The organism is Microbacterium sp. HM-570, assembly GCF_054165885.1.
The window spans coordinates 1,562,251-1,586,355 of sequence record NZ_CM135111.1 but is presented as its reverse complement, the minus strand read 5'-3'; the positions used below and the strand labels follow the sequence as shown (position 1 = coordinate 1,586,355).

At 68.0% G+C, this 24,105-nt stretch carries 27 protein-coding genes; 16 read left to right on the top strand and 11 right to left on the bottom strand.

Annotation, left to right across the window (positions count from 1 at the left end; all coding sequences use genetic code 11):
* Positions 1–12 precede the first annotated feature (12 nt).
* From ACT9TC_RS07520 to ACT9TC_RS07510, 3 genes are all read right to left on the bottom strand, one after another.
* Positions 13–411: a PIN domain-containing protein gene (locus ACT9TC_RS07520; RefSeq protein ID WP_458042741.1), complete on the bottom strand. Its 399-nt coding sequence runs from the start codon at positions 409–411 to the stop codon at positions 13–15.
* An 11-nt stretch (positions 412–422) separates the two neighbouring features.
* Entirely contained in the window at positions 423–683 is a 261-nt protein-coding gene (locus tag ACT9TC_RS07515; protein WP_458042740.1) for an AbrB/MazE/SpoVT family DNA-binding domain-containing protein, read from the bottom strand.
* A 124-nt stretch (positions 684–807) separates the two neighbouring features.
* On the bottom strand, positions 808–2,031 hold the full coding sequence (locus ACT9TC_RS07510) for an integrase catalytic domain-containing protein (protein WP_458040749.1): 1,224 nt from the start codon (positions 2,029–2,031) through the stop codon (positions 808–810).
* Positions 2,032–2,227: 196 nt separating this feature from the next.
* Between ACT9TC_RS07510 and ACT9TC_RS07505 the strand changes: the two genes are divergently transcribed.
* From ACT9TC_RS07505 to ACT9TC_RS07480, 6 genes are all read left to right on the top strand, one after another.
* Complete coding sequence (locus ACT9TC_RS07505) at positions 2,228–2,995, top strand: 3-oxoacid CoA-transferase subunit A (protein WP_458042739.1); 768 nt, start codon at positions 2,228–2,230, stop codon at positions 2,993–2,995.
* Entirely contained in the window at positions 2,992–3,660 is a 669-nt protein-coding gene (locus ACT9TC_RS07500; protein WP_458042738.1) for a 3-oxoacid CoA-transferase subunit B, read from the top strand. Before ACT9TC_RS07505 ends, ACT9TC_RS07500 begins: the two co-directional genes overlap by 4 nt.
* A 1-nt stretch (position 3,661) precedes the next feature.
* On the top strand, positions 3,662–4,831 hold the full coding sequence (locus tag ACT9TC_RS07495; RefSeq protein ID WP_458042737.1) for a thiolase family protein: 1,170 nt from the start codon (positions 3,662–3,664) through the stop codon (positions 4,829–4,831).
* Positions 4,832–4,837: 6 nt separating this feature from the next.
* Entirely contained in the window at positions 4,838–5,623 is a 786-nt protein-coding gene (locus ACT9TC_RS07490; protein ID WP_458042736.1) for an IclR family transcriptional regulator domain-containing protein, read from the top strand.
* A 192-nt stretch (positions 5,624–5,815) separates the two neighbouring features.
* Positions 5,816–5,986 (top strand): hypothetical protein, encoded by a 171-nt coding sequence (locus tag ACT9TC_RS07485; protein ID WP_458042735.1) that lies wholly within the window; start codon positions 5,816–5,818, stop codon positions 5,984–5,986.
* The gene (locus ACT9TC_RS07480; protein WP_458042734.1) at positions 5,983–7,005 is read left to right on the top strand and encodes an amidohydrolase family protein; all 1,023 of its coding nucleotides are present in this window, start codon (positions 5,983–5,985) and stop codon (positions 7,003–7,005) included. The genes ACT9TC_RS07485 and ACT9TC_RS07480 overlap by 4 nt, the downstream gene beginning before the upstream one ends.
* Before the next feature lie 144 nt (positions 7,006–7,149).
* On the opposite strand, the gene ACT9TC_RS07475 is transcribed toward ACT9TC_RS07480, so the two are convergent.
* The 3 genes from ACT9TC_RS07475 to ACT9TC_RS07465 form a co-directional block, all read right to left on the bottom strand.
* On the bottom strand, positions 7,150–8,652 hold the full coding sequence (locus tag ACT9TC_RS07475) for a peptide MFS transporter (protein WP_458042733.1): 1,503 nt from the start codon (positions 8,650–8,652) through the stop codon (positions 7,150–7,152).
* Positions 8,653–8,682: 30 nt separating this feature from the next.
* Entirely contained in the window at positions 8,683–10,089 is a 1,407-nt protein-coding gene (locus ACT9TC_RS07470) for an MFS transporter (RefSeq protein ID WP_458042893.1), read from the bottom strand.
* 163 nt (positions 10,090–10,252) lie between these two features.
* Entirely contained in the window at positions 10,253–11,548 is a 1,296-nt protein-coding gene (locus tag ACT9TC_RS07465; RefSeq protein WP_458042732.1) for a peptide synthetase, read from the bottom strand.
* Positions 11,549–11,611: 63 nt separating this feature from the next.
* Here ACT9TC_RS07465 and ACT9TC_RS07460 point away from each other — a divergent pair, with 63 nt between their 5' ends.
* Positions 11,612–12,397, top strand: coding sequence for an alpha/beta fold hydrolase (locus tag ACT9TC_RS07460; RefSeq protein ID WP_458042731.1), 786 nt, complete (start codon positions 11,612–11,614; stop codon positions 12,395–12,397).
* A gap of 29 nt (positions 12,398–12,426) precedes the next feature.
* Positions 12,427–13,278 (top strand): hypothetical protein, encoded by an 852-nt coding sequence (locus tag ACT9TC_RS07455; protein WP_458042730.1) that lies wholly within the window; start codon positions 12,427–12,429, stop codon positions 13,276–13,278.
* Here ACT9TC_RS07455 and ACT9TC_RS07450 read toward each other — a convergent pair.
* Positions 13,275–14,750, bottom strand: coding sequence for a dihydrolipoyl dehydrogenase family protein (locus tag ACT9TC_RS07450; protein WP_458042729.1), 1,476 nt, complete (start codon positions 14,748–14,750; stop codon positions 13,275–13,277). The two genes, ACT9TC_RS07455 and ACT9TC_RS07450, sit on opposite strands and share 4 nt — an antisense overlap.
* Positions 14,751–14,913: 163 nt before the next feature.
* On the opposite strand from ACT9TC_RS07450, the gene ACT9TC_RS07445 reads away from it, so the two are divergent.
* Entirely contained in the window at positions 14,914–16,299 is a 1,386-nt protein-coding gene (locus ACT9TC_RS07445) for a glycine--tRNA ligase (RefSeq protein WP_458042728.1), read from the top strand.
* A 21-nt stretch (positions 16,300–16,320) separates the two neighbouring features.
* Here the strand turns inward: ACT9TC_RS07445 and ACT9TC_RS07440 are convergent, their stop codons facing one another.
* From ACT9TC_RS07440 to ACT9TC_RS07425, 4 genes are all read right to left on the bottom strand, one after another.
* Positions 16,321–16,725 (bottom strand): PIN domain-containing protein, encoded by a 405-nt coding sequence (locus ACT9TC_RS07440; protein WP_458042727.1) that lies wholly within the window; start codon positions 16,723–16,725, stop codon positions 16,321–16,323.
* A 166-nt stretch (positions 16,726–16,891) separates the two neighbouring features.
* Positions 16,892–17,461 (bottom strand): HhH-GPD-type base excision DNA repair protein, encoded by a 570-nt coding sequence (locus ACT9TC_RS07435; RefSeq protein WP_458042726.1) that lies wholly within the window; start codon positions 17,459–17,461, stop codon positions 16,892–16,894.
* A gap of 57 nt (positions 17,462–17,518) precedes the next feature.
* Positions 17,519–17,836 (bottom strand): hypothetical protein, encoded by a 318-nt coding sequence (locus ACT9TC_RS07430; RefSeq protein WP_458042725.1) that lies wholly within the window; start codon positions 17,834–17,836, stop codon positions 17,519–17,521.
* A gap of 7 nt (positions 17,837–17,843) precedes the next feature.
* The gene (locus ACT9TC_RS07425) at positions 17,844–19,199 is read right to left on the bottom strand and encodes a glutamyl-tRNA reductase (RefSeq protein ID WP_458042724.1); all 1,356 of its coding nucleotides are present in this window, start codon (positions 19,197–19,199) and stop codon (positions 17,844–17,846) included.
* Positions 19,200–19,275: 76 nt separating this feature from the next.
* Here ACT9TC_RS07425 and hemE point away from each other — a divergent pair, with 76 nt between their 5' ends.
* The 7 genes from hemE to ACT9TC_RS07390 all read left to right on the top strand — a co-directional run bounded on the left by hemE (position 19,276) and on the right by ACT9TC_RS07390 (position 24,070).
* On the top strand, positions 19,276–20,328 hold the full coding sequence (gene hemE, locus ACT9TC_RS07420; protein WP_458042723.1) for a uroporphyrinogen decarboxylase: 1,053 nt from the start codon (positions 19,276–19,278) through the stop codon (positions 20,326–20,328).
* Positions 20,325–21,887, top strand: a complete 1,563-nt coding sequence (locus ACT9TC_RS07415; protein ID WP_458042722.1) for a protoporphyrinogen/coproporphyrinogen oxidase — start codon at positions 20,325–20,327, stop codon at positions 21,885–21,887. Before hemE ends, ACT9TC_RS07415 begins: the two co-directional genes overlap by 4 nt.
* A gap of 93 nt (positions 21,888–21,980) precedes the next feature.
* Positions 21,981–22,364 (top strand): hypothetical protein, encoded by a 384-nt coding sequence (locus ACT9TC_RS07410; protein ID WP_458042721.1) that lies wholly within the window; start codon positions 21,981–21,983, stop codon positions 22,362–22,364.
* 2 nt (positions 22,365–22,366) lie between these two features.
* Complete coding sequence (locus ACT9TC_RS07405) at positions 22,367–22,777, top strand: phage holin family protein (protein ID WP_458042720.1); 411 nt, start codon at positions 22,367–22,369, stop codon at positions 22,775–22,777.
* Positions 22,767–23,093 (top strand): hypothetical protein, encoded by a 327-nt coding sequence (locus tag ACT9TC_RS07400; RefSeq protein ID WP_458042719.1) that lies wholly within the window; start codon positions 22,767–22,769, stop codon positions 23,091–23,093. Before ACT9TC_RS07405 ends, ACT9TC_RS07400 begins: the two co-directional genes overlap by 11 nt.
* An 81-nt stretch (positions 23,094–23,174) precedes the next feature.
* Positions 23,175–23,372, top strand: a complete 198-nt coding sequence (locus ACT9TC_RS07395) for a hypothetical protein (protein WP_458042718.1) — start codon at positions 23,175–23,177, stop codon at positions 23,370–23,372.
* Positions 23,373–23,497: 125 nt separating this feature from the next.
* Positions 23,498–24,070: a Fic/DOC family protein gene (locus ACT9TC_RS07390; protein ID WP_458042717.1), complete on the top strand. Its 573-nt coding sequence runs from the start codon at positions 23,498–23,500 to the stop codon at positions 24,068–24,070.
* The last annotated feature ends 35 nt before the right edge of the window (positions 24,071–24,105 follow it).

Genomic DNA, 24,105 nt, shown 5'->3' with positions numbered 1-24,105 from the left:
GCGTCGCTCTTGCTACGCGTCGGTGAGCAGCCGCCACCCGAGTCGCTCGGCGGCGTCGCGGTCGAAGGTGACCGTTTCGTCGACGCCGAACATCTCCATCGTCGCCTCGATCAGCGCGTCGGCGAAGTCCGCGCCCTCCTCGGCCAGGGTGAGGGCGCGCACGACGCTTTCACCATCGTCGAACTCGAGAACCTCGGTTTCGACGAGGCTCCGGATCACCGCTAGGCAGGTATCGCGCGATAGGCGTTTGCTTCGCGAGAGGACCCAGTAGGTTTCGGCGAGCGTGACCTGCGTGATGAAACCGCGTCGTTCGGGGGTGAGGCCACGAAAGAGTTCGGCGGCCGCCGGCGATTGAAGAGGATCATCGCGAAGCACCGCACGCAGCACGACGTTCGTGTCGATCCCGATCATCGTCGGATGCATCAGATCAGGCCCCGCATCCCGCTCTCTGCGCCACCCTCGGCGATGGCGTCGTTGATCTCTTCGATCGTCATCGGCTGGGCGTCGGGGTCGTGCAGCATTCCGATGAAGTCGTTCACGGAGCCCGTCCGCGCGACGATCCGGTACTGGCCCGAGCGCAACTTCACGAACATCACCTTCGACCCAGCAACAAGGTTGAGGTCGTCGCGGATCTCTTTGGGGACGGTGATTTGCCCCTTGCTCGTCATCGTCGCGGTAGCCATGGAGGAATCCTTTCGAACGGTGTCCCACCTTACCAAGACGTAGAAGTAAGCGAGGTGCCTCATCTAGAAGTGAGCGCGAAGGGTGATGCGGTGCCTCACGTATGGTGAGCGCGAGGCTTGCGGTTCATTTGGTTGTTTGGAGTCGACGGATCGACGTTTCTAAGGATGTCATGTCGAGGTGTCGGCTGGTGGTCATGGCTTCGGTTTTGGCTTGTGATAGCTCGATGAGTTGGAGCTGGATCTGGTTGATCCGGCGGGTCAGATCGGCGGGGTTGATCCCGGTGATCCGGGCCTGAACGACGTCGGCTTGCTCGGCGGTGAGGACCCCAGAATCGCGCACTCGCTGCCAGGGTGTCTTCGGTGCGTCGTAGAGGCGTGTGCGGCGCCCGCTGGCCGCGGTGGCGTATGCGGTGGGCTTCTTCGTCGGGGTGAAGAAATTCAACCGTAGTGAGACGAGCCGCCAGAGCTCGTTCAGCAGCGCGAGCTCGTCCGGGGTGTCGTAGCGCCAATGGAACGCGTGTTTGCGGACGACGTGGTTGTTCTTCGACTCGACGGTCGCTTGGTCGTTTTTCTTGTAAGGGCGGGACCGGGTCTGGGCGATGTCACGGGCTTGGAGCCAGTCCGCGACATCATGGTTGATGAACTCCGATCCGTTGTCCGAGTCGAACACGCGCAGCTCGAATGGGAACATGTTCTGCAGATCGCCGACAGCGCCGACGATCCACTTGGCCGCGTTGTTGCGGATCGAGGCGTTCTCGGTCCACCCGGTGGCGATGTCGGTCATCGTCAACGTGCGTGCGAACTCGCCGACGAACGTGGGTCCGCAATGCGCGACGGTGTCCGCCTCGATCACCCCGGGTGCCGTGACCGGGGCATCCCCGACCTTCGACAACCCGATCGAGTTGCGCAGCAGCGGTGACGGGATCGTCGTAGAGATCCCCCGCAACTGCATCGCCCGACGTGCCGGGCTCAGATACCGGTCGATCGTTGCCGGACTCATTGTCTGAAGCTCGACGATCGTCTGCGGTGTCACGAATGGCTTGTCGAGGTCGCCGGCAGCGTGCAGCAGCGGCATCCACAGCTCCAGCATCACCACGAGGTACTTCCCGCACGGCATGCCCATCAGCGCCCACACATGCTCCAGCAGCCGCCTCGAATCATCGCTATACGTCTTGGCCCGCAACTGGCGTCTATCGACCTGCTTCGCCGGATCCGGCAGCACCGGCCCCGTCAGCATCCGCCGCGCCGTTGATCGGCCCATCCCCGTCGTGCTCATCACCTCGTCAAGGATCCGGGCCTTGTCGTGCTTCGATGCTTTCCGGTACGCGTCACGGAGTTTGTTCGTCACCTGTCGCCTCGCGGCCATCTCAATCTTGCCTTCCACACAGGCAAGCTTCGCGCTCAAAGTATGTGAGGCACCAACACACCCCACGCGCTCAAAGAAACTGAGGCACGTCGGTAAGCGGAAGAATAGACGCAAATGGAGATATAATGTACGTATTGCGAATGTGTGTGCGCAGAGCGAACACAAGCGAGGAGGCGACGTGATCGACAAAACCGTGCCCACCGTCGAACAGGCGGTCGGAGACATCCCCGACGGGGCGACCGTCATGATCGGCGGATTCGGGCGGGCCGGCCAGCCCGTCGAGCTGATCGACGCGCTCATCGCACACGGTGCCCAGAACCTCACGATCGTCAACAACAACGCCGGAAACGGCGACACAGGTCTCGCCGCGTTACTCGCCAACAAGCAGGTCCGCAAGATCGTCTGCTCGTTCCCGCGGCAGAGCGACTCGTGGGTGTTCGACGGCCTCTACCGCGCGGGCGAGCTCGAGCTCGAACTCGTTCCGCAGGGGAACCTCGCCGAGCGCATCCGCGCGGCCGGCGCCGGGATCGGCGCGTTCTTCTCGCCCACCGGTGTTGGCACAGAACTCGCCGCGGGCAAGGAAGAGCGCGAGATCGATGGACGCCGCTACGTGCTGGAGTATCCGATCAAGGCCGACTTCGCCCTGATCGGTGCGCTCCGCGCCGACCGCTGGGGCAATCTCGTGTACCGCGAGACGGCTCGCAACTTCGGCCCGATCATGGCATCGGCCGCAACCACGACGATCGCGCAGGTCGACGAGATCGTGGCGCTCGGATCGCTCGATCCCGAGTCGGTCGTCACGCCCGGCATCTTCGTCAACCGTGTCGTCGCGGTCGGAGAACGGGCCTGGCTGCGCAATGGTGAATTCACCGGCGGGGTCGACATCGAAGGTCGACGCCTCGACCCGGACACCGACACGAACGCCGAGAGGGAGGATGCCGCGTGAGCACCCGCATCAGTCGCGACGATCTCGCGAAGCGCATCGCCGCAGACATCCCCGAGGGTGCCTACGTCAACCTCGGCATCGGCGCACCGACCCTGGTGGCGAACTTCCTGCCCGCCGATCTCGAGATCATCCTGCACACCGAGAACGGGTTGCTCGGCATGGGCGAGGCGCCCGAGGCTGGCCGCATCGATCCCGACCTCATCAACGCGGGCAAGCAGCCCGTCACCGCGCTCCCGGGTGCCGCCTACTTCCATCACGCCGACTCGTTCGGCATGATGCGCGGCGGGCACCTCGACGTGTGCGTGCTCGGAGCTTTTCAGGTTGGCCAGAACGGCGACCTCGCCAACTGGTCGACGGGCGCTCCCGGCGCGATCCCCGCGGTTGGTGGAGCGATGGACCTGGCGATCGGGGCCAAGGACGTCTACGTCATGACCGACCTGCTGACGAAGCAGGGCGAGTCCAAACTCGTGGAGTCCTGCACCTATCCGCTCACCGGCGTCGGTTGCGTCAGTCGGGTCTATACCGACCACGCGATCTTCGACATCACCCCCGAGGGCTTCGCCGTGCGTGAGGCGTTCGGCGATAACACGATCGAATCGCTCGCCGCGCTGACCGGGCTCACCCTCGTCGGCCCTTCGACTGGCTCAGGAACCGGAGACAACTGATATGACCGCCACCTACGTCTACGACGCCGTCCGCACCCCGTTCGGCCGAGCCGGGGGCGCGCTCTCGGGAATCCGCCCCGACGATCTCGCCGCGGTCGTGATGAAGGCCGCCGCCGAGCGCACGGGTCTCGACCCCGCGCGCATCGACGATGTGATCTTCGGTGACGCGAACCAGGCGGGCGAGGACAATCGCAATGTCGCACGGTTCGGAGCCCTGCTCGCGGGTTTCCCGTCGAGTGTCTCGGGTGTGACGGTCAACCGCCTCTGCGGCTCGGCCGTCGACGCCGTGATCCAGGGATCGCGCGCGATCGAGTCCGGCGACGCCGACATCATCCTCGCTGGTGGGGTCGAGTCGATGAGTCGGGCCCCCTTCGTCGTCGAGAAGTCGCCCAAGCCGTGGCCGGCCGTGGGAAACCAGACGATGTGGAACACCTCGATCGGGTGGCGCATGACCAACCCGGCGCTGCGCGAAGACTGGACGATCAGCAACGGGGCGTCGGCCGAGAAGCTCGCCGAGATCTATGAGATCTCGCGCGAGGCGCAGGACGCGTTCACGCTCCGCAGCCATCAGCTCGCGGCCGCCGCGTGGGATGCCGGCGTGTACGACGGCGAGATCGTGCAGGTTCCTGGCGCCGAGCTTGCACGGGACGAGGGCATCCGCGCCGACACATCGCTCGAGAAGCTCGCGGGCCTGCGCCCGTTGTTCGCGAAGAACAGTTCCGTCACGGCAGGCAACGCGTCCTCGATCAACGACGGTGCCTCGGCGGTGCTACTCGGTGCCGAGGGCGCTCTCGACATCGACCCGCTCGCCCGCATCACGGGTCGTGGGGTCTTCGGCAACGATCCCGATGTGTTCGGCATCGCCCCCGTCGAGGCGGCGAACCGGGCCCTCGCCCGCGCGGGTCGCACCTGGGCGGATGTCGACTTCGTCGAACTCAACGAGGCGTTCGCCTCTCAGTCGCTGGCGTGCCTGAAGCTCTGGCCCGAGCTCGACCCCGACAAGCTCAACATCCACGGCGGCGCGATCGCGATCGGTCACCCGCTCGGGGCCTCCGGTGGCCGCATCATCGGTCATGCGGCACACGAGCTCAAGCGGCGCGGCGGAGGTGTCGCGGTCGCGGCGATCTGCATCGGCGTCGGTCAGGGCCTCGCGGTCGTCCTCGAGCGGTAGGGCGACGTGACGGACGAGGGTGCGGATGCCGCGGCATCCGGCACGTTCGTGCAGTCGTTCGCTCGCGGGCTCGGGGTGATCCGCGCGTTCGATGCGGAGCATCCGGAACTCTCGCTCAGCGACGTCGCACGTCGTGCCGAGTTGACCCGTGCCGCGGCCCGGAGGTTTCTGCTCACACTTGAGTCGCTCGGCTACGTCCGCGGCGACGGACGGACGTTTGCGCTCACGCCACGTGTGCTGGAACTCGGGTTCAGCTACCTCTCGGCGCTGTCGTTGCCCGAGATCGTGCAGCCGCACCTCGAGGCTCTCTCGCGCGAGGTGGATGAGAGTGTGTCGGCCGCGGTGCTGGACGATACCGACATCGTCTATGTCGCGCGCGTTCCGACGAGACGAATCATGAGCGTTCGCATCACCATCGGCACCCGTTTCCCCGTCTACGCGACCAGCATGGGCCGCGTTCTGTTGGCGGGTCTGCCGGATGCGGCGCTGGCGGCCGCACTGGATGCCTCCGACCTGCGCGACTTCACGGGCCGAACCCTGACCGACCGGTCCGCGCTCGCCGACGAGGTCCGGGCCGTCCGCGAGCAGGGGTGGTCGCTCGTGGATGGCGAACTCGAGCCGGGGTTGCGCTCGATAGCCGTACCGCTGCACGATCGGGGTGGCCGGGTCGTCGCGGCGCTCAACGTGTCGACGAGTGCCACGCGCGATTCGGTCGAGCACATGCGGGATGCCTACCTGCCGCCGTTGCTGCGCGCGGCGGCCGCGATCGATGCCGAGCTGCGCCTCGTCTGATCGCCGCATGACCGATGGAGGGTCACTAGGAGCCTTCCGGAGCGGCCGGCCTGAGCCGCGCGGAGATGCCGGACGCGTATCGACCCGGTCGATAGTTCGCATCGGCGGGATCCACTTCCCTCTGTGGAAAGTCCCGCCGAGGATGAAGAGGCGGGTCAGAGTCGTGCCCGCCTGATTCCTGAAGGATCGAAGATGATCACACCGCGCTCCCATGTGCCGTACGTCCCCATCACCTCGACTGACCTCGATGCATCCGTCGACTTCTTCGATGCCTCTGTCTATGGGCGTTGCTGGGGGGACCTCGTCATCGACGCCGGTGGCCTGATCTTCGGTATCGCGCAGAAGATGGCGCAGCCCGCATGAGCGCCCACGAGACGGGCGTCATCGACGTCCATGCGCACGTCCTGCTGCCCTCGCTGCATGCCGAGGTCGAGCGCCGCGCACCCGACCTGGTGGCCGAGGCCGCCGCGCTCGATTTTCGTCGGAACGGTGCCGCGAGTCAGGCCGTGTCGGGGCCGATGATCGGGCAGCGCATCCCGAAGCTGACCGATGTGAACGTGCGGCTCGCCGACATGGACGCCCAGGGTGTCGAGCGCCAGTGGGTCAGCGCGTCACCGAACCACTTCTACCCGTGGGCGCCCGAGGGCCTCGCGGTCTGGGCCGCGGGCGAGGCGAACCGTCTGGTCGCGGAGTATGTCGCTCAAGCCCCCGACCGCCTCACGGGTCTCAGTCTGGTGCCGATGCAGCACCCCGGGCGGATGGTCGAGTACCTCGACGATGCGGTGCTGGGCCGCGGCCTCGCGGGCGTCGAGATCTCGTCGTTCGCGGGAGATGTGGAACTCTCGGACGAGCGCCTGGAGCCGTTCTGGGCGCGCGCGGCGGAGCTCGGGATCGTCATCTTCCTGCACCCGTTCGGGTGCAGCCTCGACGAGCGCCTCGACAGGTTCTACCTCGCCAACACGGTCGGTCAGCCGACCGAGAACGCGGTCGCGCTCTCGCATCTGATCTTCGCCGGGGTGCTCGATCGCCACCCGGGGCTGAAGATCGTCGCCGCGCACGGTGGGGGATACCTGCCGACCGTCATCGGCCGTTCGGACCACGCGTGGCGGGTGCGTCCGGATGCTCGAGGGTGTGAGCATCCGCCGTCCACCTACCTGCGGAAGCTGTGGTTCGACACCGTCGTTCACGACGAGCGCACGCTCCGTGCCCTGGTCGAGGTTACGGGCGAAGACCGTGCGGTTCTGGGCAGCGACTACCCCTTCGACATGGGTCTCGACGAGCCGGTCGCGAAGATCCGCGAGGCGGGTCTGTCGGAAGAGATCACGCGGCGCATCCTGGGTGGCAACGCCCTGGCGCTGGTCGAGACGAGGATCCGGGAATGAGGCTCGCCCGCTGGCAGGACGCGACGACACCGTCTAGGAGGCTCGAGTTCGCCACGACATCGGCGGAGTTCCCGAGTCCGTCGTCCCGCCGAATGTGGCCCCGGCCCGTCGGCGCCCACGCAACCGTGTGCGAGCGGCCTGAGCTCAGCGCACGCCCCTCATCAGCTTCAGGACCGGACGGACCGACAGCACCATGCCGATGCCGACGACGATGGCGATGCAGCCGAGGATCGAGAAATAGGGCACCTCGTTGTCGACGTCGAAGAACTGCGCAAGCCACCCCGAGATCGCCGTCCCGAGCGCGACGGAGAGGAAGAACAGCGCCACCATCTGCGTGTGGAACATCTCGGGCGCGAGCTTCGTGCTGACCGAGAGCCCGATCGGCGACAGCAGCAGCTCGGCGACGGTGAAGACGAACAGGATCCCGACGATCGCGAGCAGCGGGGTAGAGTTCGCGCCCCCGCCGGCGAAGGGCAGGAACAGCAGGAAAGCGACGCCCATGATCGCGACACCGAGCGCGAACTTGACCGGCGTGGACGGCTGGCGGCGCCCGAGCTTCAGCCAGAGAGCCGAGAAGACGCCCGACAGGATGATGATGAACACCGGGTTGATGGACTGGACCCACGAGACGGGCATCTCCCATCCGAACAGATCGCGGTTGAGCTTCTGGTCGGAGTAGATGGTCAGCACGGTGAACTGCTGCTGGTACAGCGACCAGAACGCAACGCTCGTGATCCAGAGCGGGATGAAGCCGAGGACCCGTGAGCGTTCGGTCGCCGTGATGCGGCGGCTCGACAGGATGACGGCGTAGTAGCCGAGCGCCGCGACGAGGGTCACGCCGATCACGATCACCGAGAGATTCTCGACTCGGATCAGTCCGACCAAGACGGCGAGGGCTATCGCGGCGAGCCCCGCAACGGCCACGCCGATCACGAGCGGACGGCGCGCGCGAGGGAGGGGATTCGGCACCCGGCGCGCCTCGTCGGGAAGCTGTTTGCGTCCGAACGAGTACTGGATCAGGCCGAACGCCATGCCCACCGCAGCCAGGCCGAAACCCCAGTGGAACCCGAGTGTCATCTGCAGCAGGCCGGTGAGCAGAGGGCCCAGGAAAGCGCCGAGGTTGATGCCGAGGTAGAACAGCGAGAACCCCGAATCGCGGCGCGGGTCGTCGGCCGAGTAGAGCGTGCCGACGACGGAGGTCGCGTTGGCCTTCAGCCCGCCCGACCCGACCGCGACCAGCACGAGCCCTACGCCTACCCCCGTGACGCCCGGGAGCAACGCGAGCGCGATGTGTCCCGCCATGATCACGATGGCGCTGGAGAAGAGCACGCGCTCCGAACCGAGCAGGCGGTCGGCGATCCATGCTCCGAGGATCGTGGACAGGTAGACGGCGCCGCCGTATGCCCCGACGATTCCCGCCGCGATCGGTTTGGGGATCGCCAGGCCGCCTTCGGCCACCGAGTAGTACAGGTAGATCAGCAGGATTCCCTGCATGCCGTAGAAGCTGAAGCGTTCCCACATCTCGACGCCGAAGATGTGGGCGAGCTCCCAGGGCTGACCGAAGAAGCGGGTGTCGCGACTACCGCCGCGCGGTTCGGCGGATGCTTCGTCGGTCTGCGTCGACTCGACTCGGTGTTCGTCGCTCATGGGCGCCAGGTTAGTAGACCCCGTACCGCCTCAGCGTCCGTCGGGGATGGACGCGTGGTCTATGGGCGTCGCGTGGCGGGGGATCAGAAGCGACAGCACGAGGGCGATGACGGCGGCACCACCGGCGAGCAGGAAGCTCGTCTGGAACGCCGCGCCAGTAGGCACAGCGACACCCTCGTACGGTTGCGACATGGCCGCGAGCACGGCGCCGAGCACCGCGGCGGCCGTGCTCGTGCCCACCGAGCGGAAGAGGGCGTTCAGGCCGTTCGAGGCCCCCGTCTCGTTCGCAGGTACGGCGCGCATGATCAGCATCGGCATCCCCGCGAATCCGAGCCCGATGCCCACCCCGACGAGGATGTTCGCAAGCAGGATGTGCCAGACCTCGCTCGAGAAGAAGTACACGAATGCGTAGGCGATGACGAGGGCGATGGCGCCGCCGGTCAGGAGCGCGCGAGGCCCGATCGTCCGCTCCAGACGCCCGGCCAGCGGGGAGATCAGCATCATGACGAGTCCCGCGGGCATGACCACGAGGGCCGCACCGATGAGCGAGAGCCCGAGGCCGGCACCCGATCCGACGGGCAGCTCGAGCAGCTGAGGGAAGACGATGTTCGACCCGAAGAGCGCGAAGCCCATGCCTATTGAGGCGAGGTTGGTGAGCAGGACGGGCCGCCGCGCAGCCACCCGCAGATCCAACAACGGTTCCGCGGCGCGTAACTGATACCAGCCCCACACGAGCAGAACGGCGACGCCGCCCAGCCCGCACGCGAGGGTGGGCGCGCTCGCCCAGCCCCACTCGTTTCCGCGTGAGATGGCGAGAAGGATGCCGGTCAGGCCCACAGCGAGCCCGAGCGCCCCGATGTAGTCGAATCGACCGGGGGTGCGCAGCACGCTCACCGGGATGATCCAGACGACGAGCAGCAGGACGACCGCGCCGAGCCCGGCGGCGACCCAGAAGAGCACGTGCCAGTCGGTCCGTTCGGTCACGAGGGCGCTGAGAGGCAGGCCGAGTGCCCCGCCGACGCCCATCGTCGCGCTGATCAGGGCGACGGATGTGGCGAGCCGGTCGCGATGGACGACGTCTCGCAGGATCGAGATGCCGAGCGGGACGACGCCGGTCACGGCGCCCTGCAGCGCACGCCCGACGATCACACCGACGATGTTGGTCGAGAGTCCCGCGATGACCGAGCCGAGGATCAGGCACGCGAGAAGCGCGATGACGATGCGCCGCTTGCCGTACATGTCGCCGAGGCGTCCGGCAATCGGGGTGATCACGGCGGCGGTCAGCAGCGTCGCGGTGACGACCCATGCGGTGTCTTCGCGGGAGGCATCGAGCAGCTCGGGAAGCTTCGCCTGGATGGGCACGACGAGCGTGTACATGAATGACGCGCAGAGGCCGGCGAGGGCCAGCACGGCGACGATTGCGCCTTGCGGGGGGATACGAGTCAGGCGATTTCGGTCGCCTGCTTCACGTGAACCCACCGACCCAGGTTATCGGCGGGTCGACGGGGTGCGGGTCGCCGGTGCCCACTGAGAGGGAGCCGGGGTGTGCCTCGCGCTCACGAAGGGGTGTGCGCGACGCTCACAGGACCGAGCCCTTCGCTCACGCGACGACGTCGCGCAGACCCTTCTCGATCATGTCGAGCCACCCGCCCACGTTCGCGCGCGCCTCAGGAGTATCGGGGTAGCGGCAGCGCAGATGCAGGCCGTCGTCGTTGACGATGAACCAGATCATGACGCCGTCCGTCTCGATCACGGCAGAGACGTACTGGATGCCCAGTGCCGCCTCGACGGGAGGCAGGCGCCGAGTGTCGAGCCAGGAGATCGCGAACATGCCGGGGCCCGCGGGCATGCCGCCGTACGGCGCGAAAATGGGTGCGAGCGGATACGAACCGAGCGCGAGGGCGTCTTTGACGGCGGCGGCGGATGCGACGGGGTCGGTCGCGGTGAACTGAATGACGGAGTTGGTGATGAACCAGCCGACCGAGTCGTGCCAGCGCGGCTCGTTCCGGCTGTGCACGGGGAAGACGGCGCGGAGCGGCGCCCCACTCATGCGCGCCGTCGTCTCGGCGAGCACCGACAGGGCGAGCGCGGTCATCCGCACGCCCCGGTCGGTCGCTCGTGCCTCGAATACGCGGGTCTCTTCGGCGGCGAGGACATCGCGCACCTCGACCACCTCGAGCCGCGGGGACGAGAGGTCGCCGAGGGGGAGGGGGAAGGCGGGCATGGCGCCGCCCTCGATCTCCAGGATGTCGCTCCAGCGCTGTCTGACATCGGCGGGAGCCGGAGGCATCCGTTCGAGCACGTCGGAGTGTTCGGCGAAGGATGCCGCGGGCACCGAGTCCCCGTCCGAATGTCCCGACAGGTGAGTCACCATGTCACGCACGAGCACGAGGAGCGACCACATGTCGACGTGGGCGTGGTCCGATCCGATAACCGCCGTGGGGCGGGGATCGAGCGGGTCGGGGGTCTCCGGGGCCACGACGCACACCCGGTGCGAGGGCCGCTCGAAGGGAGAGCAGGCGGCGTCGAGCACCCCACGCAGCACGTCGCGGGTGAGTTCGTCGTCGCCGACGGGATGCTGGATCCACTCGCCGCCCTCGACCTCGATCTCATGCAGTGCGAGCTCGCCTGCGTCGTCGTACGAAAAGGCGCTTCGGAGAGTCCCATGACGGCCGATCACCGCCATCCACGCCGCCGCTACGTCGTCGAGCGTCGTGCCCACCGGGAGTCGGAAGGCCACGGCCATCCACGAGCCCGGGCGGGCGCCCTCACCGACGTGCCGACGCTGATCGAACGAGATCGGCAGCCGCTTGCCGGGTCGCTCGCGCGCGCGCGCCGCGAAGCTCTGCAGGGTGCCCCGGGGCAGGGACATCTGGGCGACATTCGTCAGGCGCATGGCGCCGTAGTCTAAGGGGCGAATATCTCGTGCCTGTGACTCCCGCCTGGAACCGGAGGTTTCGTGCCCACACTCGATGTCAGGGGTGCCACGCTCGACTACGACATCACGGGCGACAGCGGCCCCCTGGTGGTTCAACTGCACGGCCTGACGTCGAGCCGCGTGCGGGACGCTCAGTTGGGGCTGGATCTGGGTCGCGCACTCCGCGACCACCGCGTGCTGAGGTACGACGCGCGCGGGCACGGCGGGTCCACGGGCAAGAAGAATCCGTCCAGCTACCGGTGGGACCGTCTGGCGAAGGATCTGCTCGCGCTGCTCGACCACGTCGCCCCGGGTGAGAAGGTGCACGGCATCGGACCCTCGATGGGCACGGGCACCCTGCTGCACGCCGCGGTGCGCAAGCCCAAGCGGTTCGCCAGCCTGACCCTTGTGGTGCCGCCGACCGCGTGGGGCAGTCGTCGCGCGCAGGCGGCGACGTATCTGCAGAACGCCGATCTGGTCGAGAAGCACGGCATCAGCGCATTCGTCGAAGCGGGCAGCACGGCGCCGGTCCCGCCGGCGCTCGCGGACATGCCCGAGACCCGCCCGTCGATCAGCGAGAAGCTGCTCCCGACGATCATGCGGGGCGCGGCGTCCACGGACCTGCCCGACCGAAAGGCGATCGCCGGCATCGACGTTCCGACGCTGATCCTGGCGTGGACGGGCGACCGGACGCATCCGGTCAAGACCGCCAACAAGCTGCACGAGCTCATCCCGCGCAGCCGCATCGTCATCGCCCGAACGCCCTACGGCATCATGGCTTGGCCGGGGCTGTTCGCCGAGCACGTCGCGACGAACGGGTCGACGTGACTCTCGGCTCGAAGTGATGGACGGCTGACGTGACGCGCGGGATCGCGGCGGTTGTCGCCCTGCTCATGTTCGGGCTCGCGATCACGGCGTGCGCCCCGTCCGATCCGCAGCCGGGGGAGCTGCCCGCGGGCGTGAGTGTCGAGCTGATCCAGCTGCGTTCGGATGTCGTGGATCGTGCGGCCGAACTCCGGCTGAAGAATGCGGGCGAAGACGACCTGGTGGTCACACGCATCTCACTCACCGACGCGCGGTTCGAAACGCCGATCGTGCGTGACAAGCGCTCGCCGGTGTCCGCGGGGCGCACCCTCGACATGCGGGTCGATCTTCCACCGGTCGTGTGCGACAAGGATGGGGCCGCCGAGTCGACCACCCTCGAGCTGGAGTACGAGTTGGGCGGTCGTACCGGGGTGGCCGAGGCATCCGTTCCCGACTCCCTCGCCTTCATACCGCTGCTGCACCAGAAGGAGTGCCTGCGCGAACGCCTCGCCGAAGTCGTGGCGCTGTCGTGGGCTGCGTTCGAGCCGTCGGATGTTGGGGCTCCAGCGTCACTGACGCTCGAGATCGACCCCGCAGACGGGGCGGGGTCGGCGCGTATCGAGACGGTCGAGACGACGCCGCTGCTGATGTTCGATACGGCCGGTGCGGCATCGTTCGTCGTCGGTGCCGAGGTGGACGGCTCGGGCGAACCCCAGCGGGTGCGTGTGCCTCTCGTGCCGTTGCGTTGCGACCCGCACGCGGTGATGGAGGACAAGCGCGGCACGATCTTCGATATCACCGTTGCGACGGGTGGCGCCGCGGGTGTGGTCGAGGTGGCGGTGCCCGCCGAGATCAAGGGCGAGATCCTCGCCTGGGTCGCCGACTGGTGCGGCTTCGGTGGTTAGGCGGTCTCGCGTCCGAGGCTTTCGAGCAGGCGCAGCCACACCTCGCTGAGCGTCGGGTACGACGGCACGGCATGCCAGAGTCGCTCGATCGGTACCTCGCCGACAACCGCGATGGTCGCCGAGTGCAGCAGATCGGCGACACCGGCCCCGACGAAGGTCGCGCCGACCACCGTGCGGGTGGCGGGATCCACGATCAGGCGCGCGCGACCCGTGTATCCCTGCGCCGTGACCGAGGCTCCGGCGATGTTGTGCAGGTCGTAGTCGACGACCGTGACCTCGCGGCCGGCACGCTCGGCCTCGGCCGCGGTGATGCCCACCGCCGCGACCTCGGGTTCGGTGAAGACGACCTGTGGAACCGCGGCGTGATCCGCGGTTGCCACGTGGCGGCCCCAGGGGGCGTCGTCGATGGGCTGCTCGAGGGCGCGAGCCGCGATAACGTCTCCGGCCGCACGCGCCTGGTACTTGCCCTGGTGCGTCAGCAGCACTCGGCCGTTGACGTCGCCCACCGCATACAGCCAGCCCGGCTCGTCGCCGCCCGCACCGATCGGCTTTCCGTCCGCGCCCAGCACACGCAGGGTGTCGTCGGTCTCCAGCGAGCGCCCGGCCTCCAGACCGATCGAGTCGAGACCGATGTCGTCCGTGCGGGGGTGGCGACCCGTGGCGATCAGGATCTCGTCGGCGTGCAGGGTTTCGGCGTCGGGGGAATCGCCGAGAGAGATGGTGAGTGTGCCATCTGCTGTCCGATCGATGCGCGCCGCAGAAGTCTCGGTGCGAACGTCGACCCCTTCCTCGCGCAGCGCGTCGAGCACGAGTTCGCCGGCGAACGGTTCGTTCGCCGTGAGCAGCGCATCGCCGCGGACGAGCATCGTCACGTGCGAGCCGAGGCTCGAGAATGCCGTCGCGAACTCCGAGGCGACGACCCCGCCCCCGACGATCACGAGGCGCTCGGGGACGACCTGCACGGCCGCCGCCTCTCGATTGGTCCAGGGGGATGCCTCGGCCAGGCCCGGAATATCGGGGATGATTGCGGATGTCCCGGTGCAGACCGCGACTGCGTGACGTGCGATGAGCGTCTCGACAGAGCCATCCGGGGTCGTCACCTCGACGCGGCGCGCACCGGCGATCCGTCCGTGTCCGCGCACGAGGGTGATGCCCGCGCTGTCGAGCCACGACACCTGACCCGCGTCATCCCACCCGGACGTCGCTGTGTCGCGGAACTGCAGCGCCGTCTCGACGTCGAGGGGAGCGCCGAAGGCCTCGCGCGCGCCCGGGACGCTCCGCGCCGCACGCAGCGCGGCACCCGGTCGCAGCAGAGCCTTCGTCGGCATGCACGCCCAGTACGAACACTCGCCGCCGACCAACTCACCCTCGACGATTGCGACGGTGAGTCCGCCTTGCACGGCTCGGTCGGCGACGTTCTCGCCGACGGGTCCCGCACCGATCACCACGACATCGAACTCGCGCTCAGTCATGTTCCGATGCTAGGTCGCTGCGCGCGGCGTGCAACCCCCTTGCGGACGCCTCGCACATTGCCGCGACTAAGATCGGGGAAGGATGCCGCGGCCATATTGCAAGCCCTGCCGCGCCCGTGATCTCGTGCAATCGCGCCCCGCCACACCGACCATTGGAGCCACCATGGCCGAACAGTCCCGCCTCGATAAGGTCATCGCCCTCGCCCGCCACCGCGGCTTCGTCTTTCAAGCCGGTGAGATCTACGGCGGCTCTCGCTCGGCGTGGGACTACGGCCCCCTCGGTACCGAGCTGAAAGAGAACATCCGCCGCCAGTGGTGGCAGACGTTCGTGCGCGGCCGGGGCGACATGGTCGGCCTCGACTCGTCGATCATCCTGCCCAAGCGTGTGTGGGAGGCATCCGGTCACGTCGCAACGTTCACCGACCCGCTCGTGGAGTGCCTGCACTGTCACAAGCGGTTCCGCGCCGACAACCTGATCGAGGACTTCGAGGCCCGCAAGGGTCGCGCGGCCGAGAACGGTCTCGCCGACATCCCCTGCCCGAACTGTGGCACGAAGGGCCAGTACACCGAGCCGAAGGCATTCTCGGGTCTGGTCAAGGCGTACCTCGGGGTCGTTGACGACGAGACCGGCCTGCACTACCTGCGTCCCGAGACGGCGCAGGGCATCTTCGTGAACTTCACCAACGTGCTCACGGCCTCGCGCAAGAAGCCGCCGTTCGGCATCGGCCAGGTCGGCAAGTCGTTCCGGAACGAGATCACGCCCGGTAACTTCATCTTCCGCACGCGCGAGTTCGAGCAGATGGAGATCGAGTTCTTCACGCCTCCCGCCGAGGCGCAGGAGTGGTTCGAGCACTGGGTCGAAGCCTGCTGGGACTGGTTCATCGACCTCGGCATCGACCCCGACAACATGCGTCGCTACGACGTGCCGAAGGAAGACCGCGCGCACTACTCCGCGGGCACGATCGACGTCGAGTACGCCTTCGGGTTCCCGGGCAAGCAGTGGGGCGAACTGATGGGTGTGGCCAACCGCACCGATTACGACCTGACGAGTCACAGCGAGGCATCCGGTCAGAGCCTGTCGTACTTCGACCAGGCCACGGGGGAGCGCTACACGCCGTATGTCATCGAGCCCTCGTTCGGCCTGACGCGCGCAATGATGGCTTTCCTCGTCGACGCGTACCGCGAAGAGCAGGTGCCGAACGCCAAGGGCGGCACCGACACCCGCACGGTGCTCGGGCTCGACCCCCGCCTCGCGCCGATCAAGGTCGCGGTGCTCCCGCTCTCGCGCAACGAGCAGCTCTCGCCGATGGCCCGCGAGCTCGCCGCCGATCTGCGCGGCGACTGGAACATCGACTTCGACGACGCCGGAGCCATCGGGCGTCGCTACCGCCGCCAGGACGAGATCGGCACGCCGTTCTGCATCACGGTCGACTTCGACTCGCTCGAAGACAAGGCCGTGACGGTGCGCGACCGCGACACGATGGTGCAGGAGCGCGTGCCGCTCGCCGAGGTGCACGCGTACCTCGGCGAGCGCCTGCGCGGCGCCTAGGTCGACAAGGGAGGCCCGGCGTCACCGCACCTCGACGTCGACCAGTCCTTCTAAGCCGGCGAACCCGGACTGATCGCGGGTGATGACGGTCATGTCGTGGACGATCGCGGTCGCTGCAATCATCCGGTCGAGGACGCGCGCTCGAACGTTGCCCCCTCGAGAGCTGACGCGCGCCAGGATCCGGTCGTATGCGGCAAAGCACTCGTCGTCGAAGGCGAGCCCACTTCCGAACGTGTGCCGCGCCGCGTCGATCCGCGCCAGTCGCTCCTTGTAGTGATCAAGACTCGAAGTCGCATGCAGTCCTCTCGTCAACTCCGACCAGGTGAGTGCGCTCACGAAGGTGCGGCTGAATCCCGAGAGGTCGACGGCTCGCTCGGTCGGTGATGATCGCGCGATCAGGATGTTGGTGTCGAGGAGTGCTCTCACGGTCCGATCGTCCACGGGTCGTCGCGTGCATCGAGGTCCAGCGCGTGCCGAGTGCGCCGGTTAGCGGCGAGTGCGCCGCGTGGCAGCCGCGAACAACAGGCTGACTCGCGAACATCCGGCGCACTCGGCGAGACGTGAGGATGCGCGGCCGAACGCGCGCGTGGCGTTAGGAGGCCTTCGCAGCGGCCTTCATCGCTTGCTTGTGCTCGCGCACCTTCAGCAGCGACTCGGGGCCGACGATGTCGGCGACGCTTCGGAACGAACCGTCCTCACCGTAGGGAGCGGATGCCTCGCGCCATCCGTCCCCCGCGTACCCGTACTGCTTGCCGAGCAGGGCGAGGAAGATCTTCGCCTTCTGCTCACCGAACCCGGGGAGAGCCTTGAGGCGCTTCAGCACCTCGCGCCCGTCGGGGGCGTCGCGGATCCAGAGGGCCGAGGCGTCTCCTCCCCAATCGTCCTCGATCGCGGTGCACAACGACTGCACGCGACCCGCCATCGATCCGGGGTAGCGGTGCACAGCGGGCGACTTCTTGAACTCCTCGGCGAGCTGGTCGGGATCGTAGTGCGCGAGGGTCGCGGCATCGACCGACCCGACCCGCTCCTGGATCTTCAGGGGCCCGGCGAAGGCCGTCTCCATCGCGACCTGCTGGTCCAGCAGCATCCCGATCAGCAGGGCCAGGGGGTCATCGCTCAGAAGGCGATCGGCGGCGTCGTCGCCCGTGATGTGCAGCGTCATGCGTTCAGTTTTGCACTCGCCGTGCGGCGCTTCGACCTGAAGTACGCGGGGTCGGGGTCAGTGTCGAAGCCAGGTTTCGGCGAACGCCTCGGGGGTCATGGTTTCGAGATCGGATGCTAGGGCGCGCATCGATCCTTCGAAGTCGACCAAAGAACCCTGGCGTACTCGCCCGACTTCGCTGTCGTCGGAGACGAGGCGGATGACGATATCGCTCAGGGCGGGAGCATCCCCGATATCGAGCAGCCCGGCGGCGACGGTGCCGACCCAGCGCACGCCACGCGCGACGGGGTTCAGCTGTCGGTCCTCCCCGACGACCCAGTAGACGTCGCGGGCCAATGGGCCGGTGCCCGGCGCCGCGGCCGGATCGGGTGCCACGGGCGGATCAGGCGACGTCGTCGGCTACTGCGGCATCCCGCGCTGCCGAAACCCGTGCGGTGACGTCGATGCCGAACAGCGTGCCGAGCGCGGCGACATAGTCGTCGGCTTGACCGCGGGCCGCCAGATCCTGCGCACGAGCCGTAGGGATGTGGAGCAGACGGCCCACAAGATGGCGCATGGCCTGCTCGGTGCGGCCGTCTTCGTCTCCGCGGGCCCGGACGCGCGCGATCTCGTCTTCCAGCACAGCGAACGCGTGTTCGCGGAGTGCAACGACAGCGGGGGCGAGGCTCTGGCGTCGACCCGCGAGCGCGAACTTCTGCGCGGCATCCCGCACGATCTCGCGCGCTTCAGCGGTCGCCTGCAGCTCTTCGAGCGGGGCGTGCAGTCGCACGGTCTCGAGATCAAGCAGGTCGACACCCGGGACGGTCACGACATCCGGGTCGACGTTGCGCGGAAGACCGAGGTCGATCACGAGGCGACGCGCGCCCGCGCTATGCGAGACGGGGCATTCCGCAGCCTCTGCGGGGGTGATGCGGCGCAGCTCGCCGACAAGTTCGGCGCATCCTCGTTGCAGCACGGCGGCGTCGAGCACGTGATGGTCGGCGCTGGTGCAGGTGATGACGAGATCGGCCGAGGCCGCGGCGCGCGCGTACTCGGCATCGTCGATCGATGCGATGCCGTGCTTCGCGGCGAAGACCTTCGCGCGCCCCGAGGGGGAGTAGACGGCGATGCGCTCGGCCCCGTGGTCGCGGAGCGCTGCGAGCGTGGCAGCGGCGTAAGCGCCGGTGCCGACGAGGAGGACGTCGAGGTCGGTCCAGTCGGTGAAGCGGCTGTCGGCGAGTTCGAGCGAGAGTCGGACGAGTGAGCGCCCGGCGCGGCCGATCGCGGTGGCGTTCTTCACACCCCGCTGTGCCTCGCTCGCGCGCTGGAAGAGCCGCTCGAGCTCACCCGAGGTGGTGCCCTGCCGGCGTGCGTCGGTCAGCGCCCGACGCACCTGACCCGCGATCTCGCCTTCGCCGACGACGACCGACTCGAGGCCCGATGCAACGGCGAAAAGGTGCTCTGCAACATCCGGACCCGTGACCACGCGGTACGAACCCTCGAACTCGGAAGCGCTGACGCCCGTGGCCGCCTCGGCTGCGAGCAGAACGGCCTCGACGCCGACGGGACCCGCCGCGGTGACGGGCTCGTCCATGTCGACGTAGGCCTCGAAGCGGTTGCACGTCGCCAGCACGACGGCTCCGCGGACGCACGAGTCGTGCTCCGCGATGAGGGGAGCGATATCGGTCGTGTGAACGCTGAGCCGTTCGAGAAGATCGAAGGCGGCGGTCTTGTGACTCGCCGAGATACACAGCAGCACCCGTTCAGCCTACCGTCCGCGCGCACCCCCACCGCCCGGTTAGCCCGCACCCAGCGGGGAGGGGGAGGATGGAGCCATGCACCTTTCCGACGCCCCGCTCCTGCGCGCCCTCCGCGGCGACCGCCCCGACCGCACCCCGGTCTGGTTCATGCGTCAGGCGGGTCGCTCCCTGCCCGAATATCGGGCACTGCGCGTGGGAACACGGATGCTGGATGCCTGCCTCGACCCCGAACTCGCCTCTGAGATCACCCTGCAGCCCGTCCGGCGCCACCATGTCGACGCCGCGATCTTCTTCAGCGACATCGTCGTACCCCTGCGCCTCGCCGGTGTGGAGGTCGAGATCGAACCAGGCCGGGGTCCGGTGTTCGCGAACCCGGTGCGCAGCGCCGCGGATGTTGCCCGCCTGACGGCGATCGACCCGGCCGAGGTGGCCGAGGCATCCGGTTCGGTCACCGAGGCGATCGGACGGGTCACGGATGAACTGGGCACGACGCCGCTGATCGGTTTCGCCGGTGCGCCGTTCACCCTGGCCGCCTACCTCGTCGAGGGTGGCCCCTCGAAGGAGCACCTGCGTGCGCGCGCGATGATGCACGCCGATCCCGCCTCGTGGCACGCGCTCGCCGACTGGCTCGGCCGGGTCGCGGGGGTGTTCCTCGACGTGCAGGTAAAGGCGGGCGCATCCGCCGTGCAGCTGTTCGACTCGTGGGCGGGCTCGCTCTCCCGTGCTGATTACCGGGCCTTCGCCGCGCCACACTCGCACACCGCCCTGTCGGCGGTTGCGGGCCGAGTGCCGACCATCCACTTCGGCGTCGGCACGGGTCCGATCCTCGACGACATGCGCCTCGACGGCCTGGCGGATGCGGTGGGCGTGGACTGGCGCACGACGCTCGACGATGCCGCCCGTGTGCTCGGGCCCGACGTCACCGTGCAGGGCAACATCGATCCCGCGCTGCTGCAGGCTCCGTGGCCGGTGCTCGAGGCCCACGTGCGTGACGTGCTCGAGCGTGGACGCGCAGCCCGCGCCCATGTTCTCAACCTCGGTCACGGTGTCACGCCCGAGACCGAACCCGACGTGCTGACCCGCATCGTGCAGCTCGCGCACTCGGTCGTCGACGGCGAGGACACATGAGTCCAGACGCCTCGGCGCCGTTCTCGGCCGAACTGATCGAACGCGCCCGCGATACCCGGGTCGTCGTCGTCGGCGGCGGGATCGCGGGGCTCGTCGCGGCCTGGGAGTGCGCACGGATCGGGATGGACGTCACGGTGCTCGAGGCGTCGCCCCGCGTCGGTGGGGCGATCCGCACGGCCGAGGTCGGCGGGTTGACTCTGGATGTCGGGGCCGAAAGTTATGCCACGCGCGGCGGGCACGTGCGACGCCTGATCGACGAGCTGGGCCTCGGGGCAGAGATCGTCGCGCCGAGCGGCGGTCGTGCGTGGCTCGGCGGGATTCCTGGCGTGCCGGGCGGCGCGGCACCCCTCCCGGCGGGCGGAGTACTCGGTATTCCGGCGAACCCGTTCGACCCCGATGTTCGCCGTGTCATCGGCTGGCCCGGAGCCTGGCGGGCCTATCTGGATCGCCTGCGGCCGGTCCTGACGATCGGTCACACCCACAGCCTCGGTGCCTTGGTATCGACGCGGATGGGATCTCGCGTGCTCGATCGCCTCGTCGCCCCCGTCGTGCAGGGCGTGTACTCGGCCCGCCCCGCCGACATCGACGTCGACGTCGCAGCGCCCGGGCTGAACGCCGCCCTCACACGCACGGGCTCCCTCGGCGGCGCCGTCTCGGTACTCGGTGCCGAACGGGCGACCAAGGCGCCCGGGGGAGCGGTCGAGGGTATCCGCGGGGGTATGGGGCGCATCGTCGACGCCCTGCTCGCCCGCCTCGACGAGCTGGGAGTGACCGTGCTCACGGAGGCGCGTGCGGCGGCGCTGACGCAGACCCCGGACGGGTGGCAGATCGAGATCGAGGGCACCCTCGGCGGTGAAACGGGCACCCTCGCGGCGAACGCCGTGATCGTCGCGACGGAGGAACGGATGGCGCGGGCCCTGCTGCGTCCCTCGGTTCCGGCGCTGGACGCCGGAGCGGGCGAGGCGCCGACCGCCGCAGAAACAGACGCGGACGCGGATGCGGCCGGCGCGAGCGGCGCAACCTCGGGCGCCGCGCCCGAGATCGAAGTCGTCTCGCTCGTTCTCGATGCAGCGGCACTGGACGCAGCACCCCGCGGTTCGGGCGTGCTCACCGTGCCCGGTTCGTACACCGCCAAGGCCCTCACCCACGCGACCGCGAAGTGGGCCTGGCTGGCCGAATCAGCGCGTGCGCTCGCGCCGCACCGCCACGTCGCGCGCGTGTCGTTCGGCAGCCAGGGCGAACCCGCCGCGACCGCCGGGATGACAGACGATGAGGCCGCCGCGCTTGCCCTGAACGAGGCATCCGCTCTTCTCGGCGTTCCGCTCGACACGAATCAGCTCGTCGGCGCGCACCGCGAGCGCTACACGCAGAGCCAGCCCGCGTCGGTCATCGGTCGAGAGGCGCAGACAGCGGCGGCTCGCGCCCACATCGCAGCTGTCCCCGGGCTCGGGGTCGTCGGCGCGTGGGTCTCGGGAACGGGACTGGCGCAGGTCGTCCCCGATGCTCTGACGGAGAGCGAGCGCGTGCGCACCGCCCTTTTGTGGGACCGACGTCCCTGATGTCAACCCGGATGCCGAAATTGGCATACGGGGCTAACCTAAAGACTCGGACCGAAGATCTAAACGGCGTAGCACGAGTGTGAGGAGATCCCTATGAGGGGCAAAGTGGGACTCGTGATCGGCCTGGCGGCGGGGTACGTCCTCGGAACCCGCGCGGGGCGTGAGCGGTACGAACAGATCAAGGAACAAGCCCTCAAGGTGTGGAACCTCGACCCCGTGCAGAAGCAGGTCGACCGCGCCAAGGACTTCACGACATCCACCGCGATGGCGATCCCCGGCGCAGTGTGGAACGGTGCCGTCAAGGTGACTCGCGCGGTGCAGGGCAAGGACACCACGCCGGGTCAGCGACTCGACGCGGCGATCAAGGCCGGCAAAGACGGCTCGGAAGACGTGGCCAAGGCCGCCGAGCGGTCCGTCTCGAACATCGAGAAGAAGATCGACGACGCAGCGTCCACCGACGGCGCCAAAAAGAGCTGACCGTGGCATCCCCCCGAGGTATGCGAGACCGCGCCGACGACAGTCTTCTGACGCTCGTCGGCGAAGTTCCCGAACTCGTCCGCAACCTGGTCATCGCTGAGGTCGACCAGGCGAAGTCCTGGCTTGCCAAGACCGCGAAGGACTACGGGATCGGTGCGGGATGGCTCGTGGTTGCACTGGCCGTCCTGTTCTGGACGATCCCCGTCTTCGGCACCGCGGCAATCGCCGGGCTGGCGACCGTGTGGCCCGTGTGGCTGTCGGCGCTGGTGATCGGTGCTGGTCTGCTCGTCGTGGTCGCGATTCTGGTGTTGCTCGGCATTGTTCGGTTCAAGCGAGCTTCCCGGCGGCAGAGTCCGATCGGTGCCGTGAAAGAGGATTTCGACATCGTCCGGGAGGTACGCGATGAGTTCTGATCTGACGAATTCGGACAAGGCGCATTCGCCCCGTCCCGACAGCCTGCTCGTGCCGCTGCCGCGGACTCTCGTGCCGCAGCTGGGCGATCCCGTCGCCCAGGCACGGGCCGAGTTGAAGGCTGCACTCGCGGCGATCGAGGAGAAGGCGAACCTTCCCAAGCGCGCGGCGCGCCTGACGGATCGGGCGGTGCATCGCGCGCGCGCCTTCGCCCAGACTCGTCCCGTGCAGGCGGCCGCGATCGCCGTCGGAGCGGCGGCACTCGTCGGTATGGCCGTCTGGGGAGGCGTGCGTCTCTATACCGCGCCGCGGCGCTGATCTCCGCACGTTCCGAAACCGAAACAGACCGTTCTTGGCCCGAAACCGGTAGAATCGAAGCACGCCACGAGAGGGGCAATCATGGTTCGCACGCTGACCGCCGCATCGCCGGTACAAACCGCAGCTGAGGACCGTCTAGCGCTCGCGGATGCAGCTCTCGCTCTGGCTGGCCACGAGATCACCGACCCCGCGTTGCGCGCAATCGTCAAGCAGGCAGCTCGACGTGAGTTGACGGGGGATGAAGCGCGCGCGGAGATCCGCAGGCACGTGCAGGGCTAATGCCCCGCGGCACTATCTTTCGTACCTGGGATGACTATTTCATCCCAGGTACTTCTGTGTTGAGGAACAGGTTCACGACGCCTGGCGCGCCGAATGGCGAACCTGATCCGGGCAAGCTCGCTGCGATGGAGGAGGCGTTCACTCACACGCGGATTCAAGAGTTGAGCGAGAACCCGTTGCCGGGTCGGTTCGACTACGACCACATGAAGGCGATCCACCGCTACGTGTTCCAGGACGTCTACGATTGGGCGGGCCAGGAACGGGTCGCACCGGTGGGGCAGTTCATGACGAAGGACGGACACCGCTACTACGGTGCAGGCCCTCACCTCACGGCTGCTGCGGAGGCCGAGTACGCCAAGCTCGCCGACAAGAACTATCTGCGCGGGCTCGAGCGGGAAAGGTTCATTCACGAGCTCGCGGAGAGCTGGGGTGAGATAAACGTGGTTCATGGCTTCGGAGAGGGCAACACCCGCACGCAGTTCGTGTTCTTCGCTCAGCTCGCGGAACAGGCCGGCTACCGAATCGATGCGGCCCAGTTCGCCCCTGGCACACTGCTGCGCGACGAGTTCGTGCACGCACGATTCGAGTCCCAAGACACGGGCAAGAATGATCGGCTGGCTGAGGTGCTGGGCAAGGCGATCGCCGCTATTGCTGGCGACTCCTCACCGTCCGAGGAGCCCAGCATTGTCGCTCGCTAACGTTCCTCCCATCCGTCGCATAGGGAGTCAGTGCG

Coding starts and splice junctions, on each gene's coding strand:
- ACT9TC_RS07465 (WP_458042732.1), bottom strand. CDS start 11,548: ATGCGCCTGACGAATGTCGCCCAGATGTCCCTGCCCCGGGGCACCCTG.
- ACT9TC_RS07400 (WP_458042719.1), top strand. CDS start 22,767: ATGAGTTCTGATCTGACGAATTCGGACAAGGCGCATTCGCCCCGTCCC.
- ACT9TC_RS07395 (WP_458042718.1), top strand. CDS start 23,175: ATGGTTCGCACGCTGACCGCCGCATCGCCGGTACAAACCGCAGCTGAG.
- hemE (WP_458042723.1), top strand. CDS start 19,276: ATGCACCTTTCCGACGCCCCGCTCCTGCGCGCCCTCCGCGGCGACCGC.
- ACT9TC_RS07520 (WP_458042741.1), bottom strand. CDS start 411: ATGATCGGGATCGACACGAACGTCGTGCTGCGTGCGGTGCTTCGCGAT.
- ACT9TC_RS07450 (WP_458042729.1), bottom strand. CDS start 14,750: ATGACTGAGCGCGAGTTCGATGTCGTGGTGATCGGTGCGGGACCCGTC.
- ACT9TC_RS07495 (WP_458042737.1), top strand. CDS start 3,662: ATGACCGCCACCTACGTCTACGACGCCGTCCGCACCCCGTTCGGCCGA.
- ACT9TC_RS07410 (WP_458042721.1), top strand. CDS start 21,981: ATGAGGGGCAAAGTGGGACTCGTGATCGGCCTGGCGGCGGGGTACGTC.
- ACT9TC_RS07480 (WP_458042734.1), top strand. CDS start 5,983: ATGAGCGCCCACGAGACGGGCGTCATCGACGTCCATGCGCACGTCCTG.
- ACT9TC_RS07485 (WP_458042735.1), top strand. CDS start 5,816: ATGATCACACCGCGCTCCCATGTGCCGTACGTCCCCATCACCTCGACT.
- ACT9TC_RS07445 (WP_458042728.1), top strand. CDS start 14,914: ATGGCCGAACAGTCCCGCCTCGATAAGGTCATCGCCCTCGCCCGCCAC.
- ACT9TC_RS07515 (WP_458042740.1), bottom strand. CDS start 683: ATGGCTACCGCGACGATGACGAGCAAGGGGCAAATCACCGTCCCCAAA.
- ACT9TC_RS07390 (WP_458042717.1), top strand. CDS start 23,498: ATGGAGGAGGCGTTCACTCACACGCGGATTCAAGAGTTGAGCGAGAAC.
- ACT9TC_RS07415 (WP_458042722.1), top strand. CDS start 20,325: ATGAGTCCAGACGCCTCGGCGCCGTTCTCGGCCGAACTGATCGAACGC.
- ACT9TC_RS07435 (WP_458042726.1), bottom strand. CDS start 17,461: ATGACGCTGCACATCACGGGCGACGACGCCGCCGATCGCCTTCTGAGC.
- ACT9TC_RS07475 (WP_458042733.1), bottom strand. CDS start 8,652: ATGAGCGACGAACACCGAGTCGAGTCGACGCAGACCGACGAAGCATCC.